Annotated in this window: 14 protein-coding genes; 3 read left to right on the forward strand and 11 right to left on the reverse strand. The window is 64.1% G+C overall.

Going from position 1 to position 14230, the window contains the following annotated elements:
• Nucleotides 1–2 precede the first annotated feature (2 nt).
• Nucleotides 3–476, forward strand: a complete 474-nt coding sequence (locus ACIPV6_RS08830) for an NUDIX hydrolase (RefSeq protein ID WP_400270505.1) — start codon at nucleotides 3–5, stop codon at nucleotides 474–476.
• Between the two features lie 5 nt (nucleotides 477–481).
• On the opposite strand, the gene ACIPV6_RS08835 is transcribed toward ACIPV6_RS08830, so the two are convergent.
• From ACIPV6_RS08835 to ACIPV6_RS08855, 5 genes are all read right to left on the reverse strand, one after another.
• A complete protein-coding gene (locus tag ACIPV6_RS08835) occupies nucleotides 482–2077 on the reverse strand; it encodes an MDR family MFS transporter (RefSeq protein WP_400270506.1) in 1596 nt (531 codons plus the stop codon).
• Nucleotides 2074–2742 carry a TetR/AcrR family transcriptional regulator gene (locus ACIPV6_RS08840; RefSeq protein WP_400270507.1) on the reverse strand — a complete coding sequence of 223 codons (669 nt, stop codon included), beginning with the start codon at nucleotides 2740–2742 and terminating at the stop codon, nucleotides 2074–2076. The genes ACIPV6_RS08835 and ACIPV6_RS08840 overlap by 4 nt, the downstream gene beginning before the upstream one ends.
• 155 nt (nucleotides 2743–2897) lie before the next feature.
• Nucleotides 2898–4325 carry a class II fumarate hydratase gene (locus ACIPV6_RS08845; RefSeq protein WP_400270508.1) on the reverse strand — a complete coding sequence of 476 codons (1428 nt, stop codon included), beginning with the start codon at nucleotides 4323–4325 and terminating at the stop codon, nucleotides 2898–2900.
• 87 nt (nucleotides 4326–4412) lie between these two features.
• Nucleotides 4413–5027 carry a carbonic anhydrase gene (locus ACIPV6_RS08850; protein WP_400270509.1) on the reverse strand — a complete coding sequence of 205 codons (615 nt, stop codon included), beginning with the start codon at nucleotides 5025–5027 and terminating at the stop codon, nucleotides 4413–4415.
• Nucleotides 5028–5036: 9 nt separating this feature from the next.
• Nucleotides 5037–5744 carry a DUF4245 domain-containing protein gene (locus ACIPV6_RS08855; protein WP_400270510.1) on the reverse strand — a complete coding sequence of 236 codons (708 nt, stop codon included), beginning with the start codon at nucleotides 5742–5744 and terminating at the stop codon, nucleotides 5037–5039.
• A 199-nt stretch (nucleotides 5745–5943) separates the two neighbouring features.
• On the opposite strand from ACIPV6_RS08855, the gene glpX reads away from it, so the two are divergent.
• On the forward strand, nucleotides 5944–6966 hold the full coding sequence (glpX, locus tag ACIPV6_RS08860; protein WP_387433369.1) for a class II fructose-bisphosphatase: 1023 nt from the start codon (nucleotides 5944–5946) through the stop codon (nucleotides 6964–6966).
• Nucleotides 6967–7018: 52 nt separating this feature from the next.
• Here glpX and ACIPV6_RS08865 read toward each other — a convergent pair whose 3' ends face one another.
• From ACIPV6_RS08865 to ACIPV6_RS08885, 5 genes are read right to left on the reverse strand one after another with little or no spacing between them, the layout of a single operon-like run.
• Nucleotides 7019–7954, reverse strand: coding sequence for a lipid II:glycine glycyltransferase FemX (locus ACIPV6_RS08865; RefSeq protein WP_400270511.1), 936 nt, complete (start codon nucleotides 7952–7954; stop codon nucleotides 7019–7021).
• 2 nt (nucleotides 7955–7956) lie between these two features.
• Nucleotides 7957–9222 carry a mannose-6-phosphate isomerase, class I gene (manA, locus tag ACIPV6_RS08870; RefSeq protein ID WP_400270512.1) on the reverse strand — a complete coding sequence of 422 codons (1266 nt, stop codon included), beginning with the start codon at nucleotides 9220–9222 and terminating at the stop codon, nucleotides 7957–7959.
• A 48-nt stretch (nucleotides 9223–9270) separates the two neighbouring features.
• Complete coding sequence (locus tag ACIPV6_RS08875) at nucleotides 9271–10911, reverse strand: LCP family protein (RefSeq protein WP_400270513.1); 1641 nt, start codon at nucleotides 10909–10911, stop codon at nucleotides 9271–9273.
• Between the two features lie 11 nt (nucleotides 10912–10922).
• Nucleotides 10923–11486 carry a 5-(carboxyamino)imidazole ribonucleotide mutase gene (purE, locus tag ACIPV6_RS08880; protein ID WP_400270514.1) on the reverse strand — a complete coding sequence of 188 codons (564 nt, stop codon included), beginning with the start codon at nucleotides 11484–11486 and terminating at the stop codon, nucleotides 10923–10925.
• The gene (locus ACIPV6_RS08885; protein WP_400270515.1) at nucleotides 11483–12670 is read right to left on the reverse strand and encodes a 5-(carboxyamino)imidazole ribonucleotide synthase; all 1188 of its coding nucleotides are present in this window, start codon (nucleotides 12668–12670) and stop codon (nucleotides 11483–11485) included. Before ACIPV6_RS08885 ends, purE begins: the two co-directional genes overlap by 4 nt.
• 192 nt (nucleotides 12671–12862) lie before the next feature.
• On the opposite strand from ACIPV6_RS08885, the gene ACIPV6_RS08890 reads away from it, so the two are divergent.
• A complete protein-coding gene (locus ACIPV6_RS08890) occupies nucleotides 12863–13435 on the forward strand; it encodes a GtrA family protein (RefSeq protein ID WP_400270516.1) in 573 nt (190 codons plus the stop codon).
• On the opposite strand, the gene ACIPV6_RS08895 is transcribed toward ACIPV6_RS08890, so the two are convergent.
• Nucleotides 13422–14117 carry a TIGR03089 family protein gene (locus tag ACIPV6_RS08895; protein WP_400270517.1) on the reverse strand — a complete coding sequence of 232 codons (696 nt, stop codon included), beginning with the start codon at nucleotides 14115–14117 and terminating at the stop codon, nucleotides 13422–13424. The two genes, ACIPV6_RS08890 and ACIPV6_RS08895, sit on opposite strands and share 14 nt — an antisense overlap.
• Between the last annotated feature and the right edge of the window lie 113 nt (nucleotides 14118–14230).

The following is a 14230-nucleotide window of genomic DNA, read 5'->3' on the forward strand; positions in this document are numbered from 1 at the left end:
GCATGGGTGCACCTGAGTTTGTGCTGAAGCTGCGGGAAAAAATCGGGAATGACCCGTTGTGGCTGCCTGCGGTCCGGGGAATCGTGTTGGATGACGAAGACAGGGTGCTCCTGTGCCAACGATCGGATAACGGACACTGGACGCCGATTACGGGCATCCTGGAGCCGGGGGAGCACCCGGCCCCGGGACTGGTCCGGGAAATCTTCGAGGAAACGGCGGTGGTAGCCGAGACCGAACGGATCATCGGCGTCGGAGTAGTAGGTCCGGTGACCTTTCCGAACGGCGACGAATGCGATTTCCTCGATATCACGTTCCGCTGCAGGTATGTCTCCGGCGAAGCCCGGGTCAACGACGACGAGTCCCTGGATGTCCAGTGGTTCCAGCTGGACGATCTCCCCGAAATGAGCCACGGACACCTTCAGGCCATACGGCTCGCCACGGAGCCCGAGGGCCCCGTGGCGTACCAGACGGAGTAGCAGGATTAGCGGCGGGCTGCTTCGAGCTCCTCGGCCTCGGCGCCGCCGATCGCCTCGCCACGGGCAACCATCCCGGCCGTGTCCGAGAGCGGGATCTGCTTCAGGGTGATGGCCAGGATCAGTGCGATGGCGATGAACGGCACGAGGTACCAGAACACGGGTGCCAGGGAATCGGCGTAGGCGTTCACGATCGCGTCCCGAAGCTGTTCCGGCAGTTGCGCCAGGGCCTGCGGATCCAGGGTGCTGGTGGACTGCGAGGCCTGCTCGGATGAGGCCCCGGCGCCGGTGAAAGCCTTGGTCAAGGACTCAGCGAGGCGGTTGGTGAAGATCGAGCCGAAGACCGCTACGCCCAAGGACGCACCTACTTCGCGGAAGTAGTTGTTGGTGCTGGTTGCGGTACCGATCTGGTCCGCAGGGACCGAGTTCTGGACCACCAGGACAATGACCTGCATGATCAATCCCAGCCCGGCGCCGAAAATGAAGAGTTGTACGCAAATCATCCAGATGGGCGTCTCGGCGGTCAGGGTGGTCAGCCAGAGCATGGCAAGGATGGTCAGGGCCGCACCCAGGATGGGGTAGAGCTTGTACTTGCCCGTCTTGGAAATCCTGATGCCGGAGAAGATGGACGTGCCCATGAGGCCCACCATCATGGGGAGCATGAGCAGGCCGGACTCGGCCGCTGAGGTTCCGGAGGACATCTGCAGGAACGTTGGCACGAAGGCGATTGCAGCGAACATGCCCAGGCCCAGCGTGAAGCCGATGGCCGTGGCGTTGATGAAGATCGGGTTGCGGAACAGGCTCAGCGGAATGATGGGATCCTCGGCGCGGCGTTCGGCCATGACAAAGGCGAATGCGGCCAGCACCATACCGGCGCCAAAAGCCCACGTCAACGGCGAGTCCCAGCCCTCGTCCTTCTTGCCGCCAAAGTCGGTGAAGAAGATGAGGCAGGTGGTGGCAGCGGAGAGGAAGATGACACCGAGGATGTCGATCTTCTTTTCGGCCTTCTTGTTGGGCAGGGTCAGGGTGAACCAGGCCGTGATGAAGGCGGCGATGCCGATGGGGATGTTGATGTAGAAAGCCCATTCCCAGGTCAGGTGGTCAACGAAGAAACCACCCAGTAGCGGACCGGCGACGGCGGACAGGCCGAAGATGGCGCCCAACGGACCCATGTACTTTCCGCGTTCCTTCGCGGGCACGATATCCGCGATGATGGCCTGCGAGAGGATCATGAGGCCACCGCCGCCCAGGCCCTGGATGGCGCGGAACACCACGAAGCCCCAGAACTCCGTTGCGAAGGCACAACCGACCGAAGCCAGGGTGAACAGGGCGATTGCGACCAGGAACAGGTTCCGCCGGCCGAGGATGTCACCGAACTTGCCGTAGATCGGCATGACGATGGTGGTGGCCAGAAGGTAGGCCGTGGTGATCCAGGCCTGGTGTTCCACGCCGCCGAGCTTTCCCACGATGGTGGGCATGGCCGTGGAGACGATCGTTTGGTCCAGGCTGGACAAGAGCATGCCCGCGATCAGGGCAGAAAAGATGATCCAGATTCTCTTCTGGGTCAAGAGCAGCGGCTCGGCTGCCTTGGAGAGTGTACTCATGCGGGGTCCTTCGGTGTCTGTGCGGGGGTGGTGTCCAGCGGTTGCGAAAAGAGCTTCCGGGCCGCGGCGAGGTTCTGGTCAAGAAGCTCGCGGTAGGGCCGGGTGTTGTCCTCCGAGAAGAACTGATGGGAGGTCTTCTTGGAAACGGCTCCGAACACGGCCGAGGCCATGACGATTTCCGGGTGCACGGGGGAGAGGCCTTCGCGGGCGGCGATGAGTTCCATGAACTGACGTTCCCGCGCCTCGCCCTCCAAGGTCATGCGGCCAAGGAGCTGGGGCTCGGCCTTGATGGCGGCGATGAGTTGGTGGACCTCGGTGCGGCTGATGGTGGATCGCTCCACAATGTCCACGGTGAGGTGGTAGAGGGCTGCCAGCAGAGTGTCCGAGATACCGTCGGGGCGACGTTCGGGATCGCGGTTGAAGCCATCCAGCGCATCCTGGGGCAGGTCGTCGGAGAAGGCCCCGATCACGGCGTCTTCCTTGGAATGGAAGTAGTTGAAGAACGTACGCCGCGAAATGCCCGCCTCTTCACACACCTCTTCAACGGTGTAGCCGTTCAGCCCCCGTTCGGCGGTCAGGGTGCGGGCGACGGCGGTGATGGCCAGCCGCGTGGCGGCCCGTTTGCGCTCGCGGAGGCCGCCGTCGATATTTGCACTATTACTCACAGAGTAAAGTTTTGCACTTGAGATCTAATAGTGCAAAAAGAAGGTGGAGTGTCTTTCCTCACATGGTTCGGGTGGCGAAAGGGCCGCGTACGACGACGGCCGGTACCTTCCGTGCGGAAGGTACCGGCCGTCGTCGTACTTGGGGGTTGGTGCGCCTAAGCCTTGTGGGCCGGGGCTGTCATGGTGGTGACGTCGAGGGCCTTGTCCAAGTCGGCCTCGGAAACCTTGCCTTCGCCCTCGCCGACGAAGCCGAGCTTCTCGGTGGCCTGGCGGATGGTCAGGCCTTCCTTGACGGCGATCTTGGCGATCTTGGCCGCGTTCTCGTAGCCGATGTACTTGTTCAGGGGCGTCACGATGGACGGGGAAGCCTCGGCCAGGAAGCGGGCGCGCTCCACGTTGGCGGTGATGCCATCGATCATCTTGTCGGCCATGACGCGGCTGGTGTTGGCCAGCAGGCGGATGGACTCCAGCAGGTTGGCGGCCATGACCGGGATGCCGACGTTGAGCTCGAAAGCACCGTTGGTACCGGACCAGGCGATGGCGGTGTCATTGCCGATGACCTGGGCGCACACCATGATGGAGGCTTCGCAGATCACCGGGTTGACCTTGCCCGGCATGATGGAGGAGCCCGGCTGCAGGTCAGGGATGGCAATTTCGCCGAGGCCCGTGTTGGGGCCGGAACCCATCCAACGGAGGTCGTTGTTGATTTTCATGAAGGAGATCGCGATGTTGCGGAGCTGGCTGGAGCCCTCGATCAGGCCGTCGCGATTGGCCTGGGCCTCGAAGTGGTCCCGGGCTTCGGTCAGCGGCAGGCCGGTGTCTGCGGCGAGCAGTTCGATCACGCGCTCCGGGAAGCCTGCTGGCGTGTTGATACCGGTGCCCACTGCGGTGCCGCCGAGGGGAACTTCGGCGACGCGGGGGAGTGCGGCATTGATGCGCTCGATGCCGTAGCGGACCTGAGCGGCGTAGCCGCCGAACTCCTGGCCCAGCGTGACGGGGGTGGCGTCCATGAGGTGGGTACGGCCGGACTTGACGACGTCCTTGAACTCCGCGGCCTTGCGGTCCAGGGATGCAGCCAGGTACTCCAGGGCCGGGATCAGGTCGTTGATCAGGGCTGAGGTGGCTGCAACGTGGACGGACGTCGGGAAAACGTCGTTGGAGGACTGGGAAGCGTTTACGTGGTCGTTGGGGTGGACCACCTTGTCGCTGCCGGCAGCAGAGAGGGCACGCGAAGCCAGCTCGGCGATGACCTCGTTCGTGTTCATGTTCGAGGAGGTGCCGGAGCCGGTCTGGAAAACGTCGATCGGGAAGTCGCCGTCGTACTTGCCGGCCGCAACCTCGTCGGCTGCGGAAGCGATGGCCTTGGCGAGCTCTTCATCGAGCACTCCCAGTTCGGCGTTCGCAAGTGCAGCGGCCTTCTTGACGCGTGCAAGTGCTTCGATGTGCGTGCGCTCCAGCGTCTTGCCGGAGATGGGGAAGTTCTCCACAGCACGCTGCGTCTGGGCGCGGTACAGGGCGTTCACGGGGACGCGAACTTCGCCCATCGTGTCATGTTCAATACGGAACTCAGTGGTGGAAGTCATGGGGCTAGCTTAGGGCGATTGCGGGCTCCACCGAAAACCCGGAAGGCAGTGCTACGTGCCCCGGCCGAGGGGCCGGGGCACGTTGTCCTAGACCTGCCCGATCGCGGAAACAAGGGCCGCTTGGCCCTCACCGAGCTTGTAGGAGAGACCGATCACGGCCACACGGCCGTCCTCAATGGCGTCGGAAATCACACGCGAGCTGTCCGCAAGGCGATCCGCGGTCTGCTTGACGTGTTCCACCACCATGTCGTTGACGTCTTCCTGGCCGTTGCGCTTGGCGGTCAGCACCGACGGAGTGATGCGTTCCACGAGGTCGCGGATGAATCCCGGTGGCATTTCACCCGTTTCCACGGCTCCCTTGGTGGCTGTCACGGCGCCGCAACTGTCGTGGCCCAGGATGGCGATCAGGGGTACCTTGAGTTCGCTGATGCTGTATTCCAGGGAGCCGAGGACTGCGTCATCGATCACCTGGCCGGCCGTGCGGACCACGAAGGCATCGCCCAGGCCAAGGTCGAAGATGATCTCGGCCGCGAGGCGCGAGTCGGCGCAGCCAAAAATGACGGCAAAGGGATTCTGTCCCTCGAGGAGGGAGGAGCGGCGGGAAGCATCCTGGTTGGGATGCTGGGATTCGCCGGAGACAAAACGTTCGTTACCCTCGCGGAGGCGTTGCCAGGCCAGGGCCGGAGTCAGATTAGTAGGCACCTGATCACTTTACGGCGCGGGCGTGGCAGGCTGCGAAAGTGTTGCGCCGGGTTGTGGGGAAGTGGAACCAGCCGCAGGGGCCTGGTCGGCGGACTTGACGACGGCGGCGGCCAGGGTGGCGAACTCGTCGAGGTTCGCGGTGCCGCTCAGGATGATGGTGGTTCCTTTGTATTGAAGCGTCATGCTGCGCTTGTCCTTTCCGGAATCGCGCAGCTCCCAGTCCTGGCCTCCGGCGTTCCGGGTGCCTGTGACCGGGAGGTTCCCGGATTGCTGCAACACCCAGGTGGGGTTGGCCTGCCGCGTCTGGGTCAGGCCGATGAACGCCTCTTTGGGCGTCAGGTAGCCCACCTCCCACGTGGGGACGCCGGTGGCGGTGCCGGTTTCCCACCGGGCGTAGTTTGGTGTGAATGTGTCGCCGGTATCCGGGGTGACGGGTGTGAATCCCGCCACATCGGTGGCGTTCCGGGCGATGCCTGCGACATCCACGGCTGGCCGGAAGTTCTCTCCCTTGGGTGCGGGGTTCATGAGAACAACGGGAAGGAAAGCCAGGACACACAACACCAGCGCGATGATCATGCCAATGACCGAGGCGTTGGCCCGTTTGGCGGCTTTCGCCGGAATGACGGGCTTGAACGGGGCGTCCGGGGTACTGGTGGGGCTGGCCTCGTTGGCGTTGGGGCCATTGCCGGCCGCGGGCTTGTCCTGCGTTTCACTCACCCTTCCATAGTCCCTTATCGGTGCTGTGAACACACAACCGGGAACCTCACCAGGCCCAACGGATGCGGTGGTCATCAACCGCCCGGCAGGAGCTCCGGCGACTATGATCAATGGAGAGGGACCACAGGTGGCCTCGTGCAACCGTGTCCGGTCCCGTGAATCGTCACTCGAAGAAGAGGTTCAAGTGTCTCCTGCACCAATGACCCAGCAGTTTTCCACGATTTCGCCGTCGCTCGCCGTCGGGATCGACGAGCCTGACCGTAACCTCGCACTGGAACTCGTCCGTGTCACCGAAGCCGCAGCCATTGCCGGCGGCCACTGGGTTGGCTTCGGCGACAAGAACAAGGCCGACGGTGCCGCCGTCGACGCCATGCGCTCATTCCTCCACACCGTCCACTTCAACGGCGTCGTAGTCATCGGCGAAGGCGAAAAGGACGAGGCCCCCATGCTGTTCAACGGCGAACAGGTTGGCGACGGTACCGGACCGGAGTGCGATGTTGCCGTAGACCCCATTGATGGAACACGCCTGACTGCCTTGGGCATCAACAACGCCCTTGCCGTCCTGGCCGTGGCCGAACGCGGTTCCATGTTCGATCCTTCCGCCGTGTTCTACATGGAGAAGCTCGTCACCGGTCCCGAGGCTGCCGACATGGTGGACCTCCGCCTTCCGGTCAAGCAGAACCTGCACCTGATCGCCAAGGCCAAGGGCGTCAAGGTCAGCCAGCTCAACGTCATGATCCTTGACCGCGACCGCCACCGCCCCCTCGTGGAGGAAATCCGTGAAGCCGGCGCGCGCACCAAGTTCATCATGGACGGTGACGTGGCAGGCGCCATCGCCGCGGCCCGCAGCGGTACCGGCGTGGACGCCCTCATGGGCATCGGCGGCACCCCGGAAGGCATCGTTGCTGCCTGTGCCATCAAGTCCCTCGGCGGCGTGATCCAGGGCCGCCTGTGGCCCACCTCCGACGATGAGAAGCAGAAGGCCATCGACGCCGGACACGACCTTGACCGCGTCCTGTCCACCAATGACCTCGTCACCTCGGACAACTGCTACTTCGCAGCAACCGGCATCACCGACGGCGACCTCCTCCGCGGCGTGCGCTACCAGAAGGACCGAGTGCTGACGCAGTCGATCGTGATGCGTTCGAAGTCCGGTACGGTGCGCTTCGTCGACGCCGAGCACCACGCATCCAAGTGGGAGACCTACGCACGCAAGGCGTAGCCTACGCAAGCTGACAGAAGGACGGCGGGCATCGCTCGCCGTCCTTCCCGCTTTAACGGAGTTTGTCGCGGACTTTGCGTGCCAGTTGGTACGCGCCGTAGCGGAGTTTATTGACCGGGAGGTCCCAGGTGCCGGGGTAGGAGACCTCACGGCCGCCGAAGGATTTCTTGAAGGCCGTGAAGCCTGCCCATTTGTGGTCCGGCTGGTCTTCGGGTGCCACGCCCCACAGATCCACGTGCTTGAGGCCCTTCTCCTTGGCGTCGGCCATGAGCGTGACAAGCAGCGGGATGCCGGCACTTAACTTGCGGTGGGTGTCATCCAGGGCGGCGTGGGCGTAGACGCGTGTGTCCGCGGAGTCGTACGCAAAGGCCGCCGCGATCGGTTCTCCTTCGAGCTCTGCGATGAAGAGGGTTCCGGCGCCTGCGGGGAGCAGGGACTGGGCCACACTGGTGAGGTACTCGTCGCTTTGCGGCTTGAAGCCGTTCCGCGCTGCTGTGAGGTGCAGGAAGTGCAGCAGCACGGAAATGTCCGCGGGGTCCTGTGACGCCCGGAAAGTGACGCCCTTTTTGTGGATGTTGCGGTACAGGTTTCGGTTGGTGGGCTTCATGCCCGCCAGGACGTCCTTGAAGTCGCCCTCAAGATCCACGATCCAACTCAGCTCGGGCTGCTGGTTCGCCGGCGCCGGCCGCAAGCCGCGGGCACCAAGGAGCGTGGCGGCGTCGGACGCACTGAACCCGGCGGAGACGGGTTCCATGCGGACGAAAACGGCACGTTCCTTCTTCGCCAAAGTCACCAAGGCGGCAACAGCGGCGTCGAAAGCTTCGACGGAGTCCGCCACGGGCCCGTAGGGTGCATAGATCACTTTTCCGGCGGGGTTCTTTTCCTCGATGGCCAGGAAGCTCCAGCCGGGACCGGACTGCTCGTGGACGCGGCGGCCCAGGGATCGTTGCACATCGGCCCAAGCGGAAGTCTGGAGGAAGTGGTCCACGGTTAGTTCCCTTTCGCCCAGGATGACAGTCCCGTGGTGACCGCGAAGGCCACGCTGGTTTCGGCGGCTCCCTGGACGGGATGGACGTTCACGGGGTTCTCCACCTCGGGGATGAACGCGGCGGCGCCGCGTTCCAGGCGGAGATCGCTCTTGGGGGAGTCGAGGACCACGGAACCGGACACGACCACGATGACGGCGGGCCCGGTTTGCGCCAAGGGCACGGGCTCGGCGGTGGGGTCCAGTTCGATGCGTTGGAGCTGGAATTCCTTGAAGGGCGGGCGGTACAGTTCCTGCCCGAACTCGGTGCCTTCGGCCACCACATGGGGAACCCCGAGGGCCTCGAAACGCACGGTTTTCAGCAGTTCGGGGACATCGACGTGCTTGGGCGTCAGGCCGCCGCGCAGCACGTTGTCCGAGGTGGCCATGACTTCCACGCCCAGGCCGTGGATGTAGGCGTGCACGTTTCCTGCAGGCAAGTACACGGCATCGCCGGGCTCGAGGGTCAAGTGGTTCAGGAGCAGGGAAATGAGGACTCCGGGATCGCCGGGGAAGGCTTCGTTGATGCCCAGCATCGCGGTCAGTGCCTCTTCGTGCGGTTCGCGTGGGGCACCAGAGCGGAGCACCGATTCGACTTCCACCACGGCCTCGGACACTTCACGTCCGCCCTCGATCAGCCGCGTGAAGGCCGCCTTCAGGGCCGCGGATTCCCCTTCCAGGCCGAGGTCGTCGATGACGCCGGTGATGATGGCTGGCACGCGCGTGGCCGCGGAGTCCATCACCGTTGCCAGGTGTTCAAAGATGCTCCGGGACTGCGCCGCAGGCCGGAATCCGCACAGTGCCCTGAATGGGGTGAGGGCGTAGATCATTTCCGGCTTGTGGTTGTCGTCCTTGTAGTTGCGTTCGGCGGAACCGGCCGCGAGCCCGGCGGCGTTCTCCCGTGCCCACCCCTCCCGCGCTTGTTCCAGGCTGGGGTGGACCTGCAGCGACAACGGCTGTTCGGCGGCGAGGAGCTTGGTCAGGAAAGGCAGCCGGGGCCCGAATTCCGCCACGCTCTCCGCGCCCAGGAAATGCTCGGGGTCGGAGGCAATGAGTTCATCCAGGGCCTGCGTTACACCGTTCGGGTGGACCGCCGTCGAGGGAGAATCAGGGTGCGCCCCGATCCACAGCTCTGCTTCCGGACCGCCCGACGCGGTCCGGCCCAGCAACTCCGCGATCGCCGTCGTCGAGCCCCAAACGTAGGGCCGCAAAACATTCTCAATCTGGTACACGAAGGAAAGTCCTTTAGGTTGCGTGAACGTGGGCGGGATGCTGCGTTGCTATAGCGGGGCGCACTGGCCGTTGGTGGCCACAAGGTCACGGATGCCTTGTTCGTTGCCTTGCGCTTTGAGCCCGTTGAGCAGTTCCTCGGTAATGGGTGTTCCATCGGGCGTGGTGGTCACCGGCGTGAAGTCCGACGACGACGGCGACGGCTGCTGGCCGGCTGGCCGGACCCTGGACTGTTGGGCAGGAACCGCGCCGGCGGCACTAACGGTGCCTGCTCCCGGCTTGGTGCTGGGCACCATGGCATCGTCCGCTTTGGGGCTGCTCTGCGAGGCCAGCAGTTGCTGCACCCTGGAATGGATGAGGTCGAAGTCCGGAACCGTGGAGAACGAGGCCTCGAAGTCCGGCGGACCGATGGTGAGCCGCTTGACGGGCTGGCCCTTGGACTTCAGTGCCAGGTCCACGAAGCTGCCCAACTGGGAGGACGAGATGTTGGAGTCCACCACCTTGGTGCCGGCGTTGGCGATGTCCTCGAACTTGGTCAGCAACGTAGCCGGATCGAGTTGTTTCAACATGGCTTGCTGGACGCATTGCTGGCGTGCAATCCGGGCATAGTCGTCCACGAATTCGCGCGATCGGCCGTACCACAGGGCGTGGAAGCCATCGAGGTGGACATCACCCGCGGGGATCCAGCCATCGGGCATGCCATGGATTCCGTTGGCCTCGTCGGTGACGGGACCGCTGATGGGAACCCAGCCACCTGCCTTGACACGGATGCCGCCCATGGCATCGATCAGCTTGGCGAAGCCGTCCATGTCCACTAGGACGTAGGCCTGGACGGTGATGCCCAGTGTCCCGGACACGGCTTCCAGAGTCGCCTGCGCTCCGGGATCGGCAACCCCGGGGTAGAGGTTCTGGTAGTTGTTGGTGACCTCGGTGTTGACGGCGTTGATAAGGCACTCGTCGCCACAGTTGTAGCCGTCCGGGTAGATCTTCCGCATGGGCGAACCTTCGCTGAACTGCGCGTTCTGGAGGTTGCGGGGTACGGAAATAATGGCGCTTTCGCCGGTTTTGGCGTCAACGCTGATCACGGAAAGGCTGTCCGGGCGGCGACCTGTCCGGTCATCCCCGGCGTCGCCGCCCATCATCAGGAAGTTGTAGCGGCCGTCCACCGGGTCGATGGCCGGACCGGCGTCGAAGATGCTGCCGATCGCATTGCGGCTGACATTCAGCACGTACGCGAGGTAGCCCAGGGAGCCACTCGCCAGGACAGTAGCGGCCACCAGGACTACGGCAATGATGGGTCGCATTCCGGGGGCGAGCAAGGTGGGACGGATGATCCGCAGCGTGTTGATGAACAGGAACGCCCAGCCGAGGGCCAACGCCACCAGGACCACAATGAGCAGCAGCGAGCCCACGGGATGCGTGGCGATGCCCAGCAGGACGCTGCGGTTGACGAGCGCAAGCACCAAGGTCAGCAGCAGCAAGGCCCAGACGACCAGGGTGACGCGGAGGGCGATCCGACCCAGTTTGCGGTCGCCTGCGACAATCTGCGCGCTGCCCGGGATGAAAAGGGTGAGCAGGACCAGCACGAAAGCGCGTTTGGTCCGTACCGGGGCGCTGGCCCCGGACGGATAGCGGACAGGATCAGTCAGCGTTGCCCCTGACTGAAACGTATTCTTTTGCATGCTGGTCATCCGCTGCCTTCCTAGCGGGTGCTCCGTGCGGAATCGCCTGCCGGTGCGAAGACCTCTTCGACTTTCCGCCGGAGGTTCTGGCCCTTCTTGGTGGCAACGTCGTTGAGTTCCTGCGCGAAGTTCAGGAGGTCTTCGCGGAGGCGGCCGGCGAGTTCGTCCGTGCCGGAGGCCAGCATCCGGACAGCAAGGAGGCCCGCGTTGCGTGCACCTGCGATGGATACCGTCGCCACGGGAACGCCTGCAGGCATCTGCACGATCGAGAGCAGGGAATCCATGCCGTCGAGGGTCTTCAGGGGAACCGGGACACCAATGACGGGCAGGGGAGTGACCGAGGCGAGCATGCCCGGAAGGTGGGCTGCCCCGCCGGCGCCGGCAATGATGACGCGAAGGCCGCGCTCATGGGCCGTTTGGCCGTACCGGATCATTTCGGTGGGCATCCGGTGGGCGGAGACCACATCAGCCTCGAAGGGGATGCCGAATTCGGCCAGGGCGTCGGCGGCAGCCTCCATCACGGGCCAGTCGGAGTCCGAACCCATGACGAGCCCAACAAGGGGAGCGGTGTTTTCAGAAGTCATGCGGTCTCCTCGGAGGTGGACTGTGCCGGCAGGCGGCCGTCGCGGATGGTATTGGCTACGGCCGTGGCCCGCTCGCGCACGGAGTCGACGTCGGAAGCGGAGGTGCCCACCAGGTTGACGTGCCCGATCTTGCGGCCCGGACGGACGGATTTTCCATAGCAGTGAACCTTGGCAGCGGGTTCGAAAGCGAGGGCCATGGGGAAGGCCTCGAACAGGTTCTGGTTCTCGCCGCCGAGGAAGTTCTTCATGACCGTGACCGGAGCCAGGGCATCGGTGGCACCGAGCGGAAGGTCCAGGACGGCCCGCAGGTGCTGTTCGAACTGGCTGGTGATGGAGCCGTCCTGCGTCCAGTGCCCGGTGTTGTGCGGGCGCATGGCGAGTTCGTTGATCAGGAATCCGGCGCCCACGCCTGGGGTTTCAAAGAGCTCTGCCGCCATGACTCCGGTGACGCCGAGTTCGTTGGCAATGCGCAGCGCCGCTTCTTCGGCTGCCGCGGCGACCTCCAGGGAGATGTTTTGTGCCGGAGCAATGACTTCGTCGCACACGCCGTCCACCTGGATGGTGTGAACCACGGGCCAGGCGCGCGATTCCCCACTGGGGGTGCGGGCCACCAAGGCCGAGAGTTCGCGGCTGAAGTTCACCTTGGCTTCGGCGAGCAGCGGGCTCATGGTCTGGAACCAGTCGGCGGTCTCCTTGGCCTCCTCTGCGGAGTCCACGATGCGTACGCCCTTGCCGTCATAGCCGCCGCGCGGGGTCTTCAGCACCACGGGCCAACCGATCTTGTCGCCAAAGGAGACGAGTTCGTCCACCGAGTGAACTGCCGACCATTCCGGGTTGGGCAGGCCAAGGCGGTCGATGGCTGCACGCATAACCAGCTTGTCCTGGGCGTTGACCAGGGCATCCGGACCGGGCTGGACGTTAACACCGGCGTCCAGGAGAGCGCGGAGGTGTTGCGTGGGGACATGCTCATGGTCGAACGTGAGGACGTCCACATCCTTGGAGAACTCCAGGAGGGCGTCGAGGTCCTTGTAGTCTCCGATCGGTGCGGTGGCCACTGCGGCAACGGCCGAAACGTCCTCACCTTCAGCCAAAACGCGGAGTTCGAATCCCATAGCGGTAGCGGGCGGGGCCATCATGCGTGCGAGTTGGCCGCCGCCAACAACGCCAATAACAGGAAAAGTCACAAGGTTCAGCCTACCGAACCAGTGGCAGGATCACTGATTCTGCGGCTTTTCGTACCAACTTTTCCGCCTTTAACGTGGCGTGGGGCACAGGGGTATAGGCGTTCTCACAGCCGGCTCCCGGGCAGCCCTTGGAATTCGGCGCTAAAATGGATGAGGCCCATCGGCCCCACTTTTCAACGGCCTTGGAGGGTCATGATCACCACACTTGCAGATCGCATCCGCGGACTTGCCTCGCTCTTCTGGCGCGAAGTAGCCAAGTTCGGCGCCGTTGGCGGCGTTGCGTTCGTCATCGACTCGGCCGTCTATATCTGGCTTTTCTCGGGTCCGATGCACGGCAGTGAAGTGTGGGCCAAGGCGATCGCGACGATCGTTGCAAGTGTCTTCTCCTGGGTTGCCAACCGGTTCTGGACGTTCCGCCACCGTAAGCAGGCGAACGTGGTCCGGGAAGCCGTGCTTTTTGCTGTGATGAACTTCGTGGGCCTGTTGATTGCCTCCGGATGTGTTTGGTTCGCGAAGTACATCCTGGACCTCAACGACAAACCGTCCCTCTTCATCGCGGGCAGCGTGGTGGGCCTGATCCTGGGGACGATCTTCCGATTCTTCGCCTACCGTTTCTGGGTCTTCAATGAAGAACTCGACGCCGAGCCCGCCTACTCCCACGACCACGAGCTCATCGAGGTCCACCACAAGGCAAAGGCCGGAGTCGCCGAGTCGGGCAGCGCCGGTCCGCCGACGGACGAGGTGCCGTCCGTCAAGAACGGCTGACGCGCTCGTTATCCAGCAAGTGCTGCGTGACGTCCACCTTCGGGTGAACCAGGACAATTGAACCGTCCTGGTTCCAGGCGCCCAAGGCGGACGCAAGGCCGGGCTCCAAGCCGTCGGCAGCGCGAACCAGCAGGCGTACGCCGGGCTCCTGCGCGGCGGCGAAGCCATCCATCAAGGCCTCGTGGGCATACGGCGAAGTGCCGCGCACTGCGGGATCGCCGGCCGACCCCTCGTTGTGCGCCATGAAAACGTCCCCATGGGAGCGGACTTCCGCCGCGTAGTCCACGACGCCGGCCGGCAACTCGCCAGGCCAGCGCATGGCGAGTGCGGCGAGCGGTACGGCGACCACCGCATCGAAGCCGGCGCCAGCGCCGCCGTCGGGCTCGTTGGTCACCAAAAGGTGGGCGTCCGAACCGTCCAGCACCACTTCCATGCCCAGCTGCCAGGCGGCCAGCGCCCATACGAACGACTTCCAATGGGCCGGCAGGTCCAGGCGCACAGCCATGCCGGGTTCGGCGTCCAACTCGTCCTGCAGGAGGTTGCTGGTCTTGGCCACCCAGTTGTCCAGAACCCGGCCCGAGAGTTCCACGCGTTCGGCGTCGGGGCCGTACCACGTGAGCCTGGGGGAGGTGGCGTGGCCGGATCGCAGGGTGGTCATCAGGTTCGCTGCCGGGATGCTCATGGCTCAATCTTGTCACGGCCTGCGGACGGCGTCCCGGGGGTATGTGAATTGCGACACACGCGATTTGTCAGGTTCCTGTGCATCTTGTAGCGCAGATGCGGATTTCCGCGTAA

It is taken from the genome of Paenarthrobacter sp. NPDC089988 (genome assembly GCF_044748465.1).
Classification (GTDB): domain Bacteria; phylum Actinomycetota; class Actinomycetes; order Actinomycetales; family Micrococcaceae; genus Arthrobacter.

Excerpts from the sequence above, each read along its gene's own strand:
- ACIPV6_RS08830 (WP_400270505.1), top strand. The coding sequence starts at position 3 with ATGGGTGCACCTGAGTTTGTGCTGAAGCTGCGGGAAAAAATCGGGAAT.
- ACIPV6_RS08835 (WP_400270506.1), bottom strand. The coding sequence starts at position 2,077 with ATGAGTACACTCTCCAAGGCAGCCGAGCCGCTGCTCTTGACCCAGAAG.
- ACIPV6_RS08845 (WP_400270508.1), bottom strand. The coding sequence starts at position 4,325 with ATGACTTCCACCACTGAGTTCCGTATTGAACATGACACGATGGGCGAA.
- glpX (WP_387433369.1), top strand. The coding sequence starts at position 5,944 with ATGACCCAGCAGTTTTCCACGATTTCGCCGTCGCTCGCCGTCGGGATC.
- ACIPV6_RS08875 (WP_400270513.1), bottom strand. The coding sequence starts at position 10,911 with ATGACCAGCATGCAAAAGAATACGTTTCAGTCAGGGGCAACGCTGACT.
- purE (WP_400270514.1), bottom strand. The coding sequence starts at position 11,486 with ATGACTTCTGAAAACACCGCTCCCCTTGTTGGGCTCGTCATGGGTTCG.
- ACIPV6_RS08890 (WP_400270516.1), top strand. The coding sequence starts at position 12,863 with ATGATCACCACACTTGCAGATCGCATCCGCGGACTTGCCTCGCTCTTC.
- ACIPV6_RS08895 (WP_400270517.1), bottom strand. The coding sequence starts at position 14,117 with ATGAGCATCCCGGCAGCGAACCTGATGACCACCCTGCGATCCGGCCAC.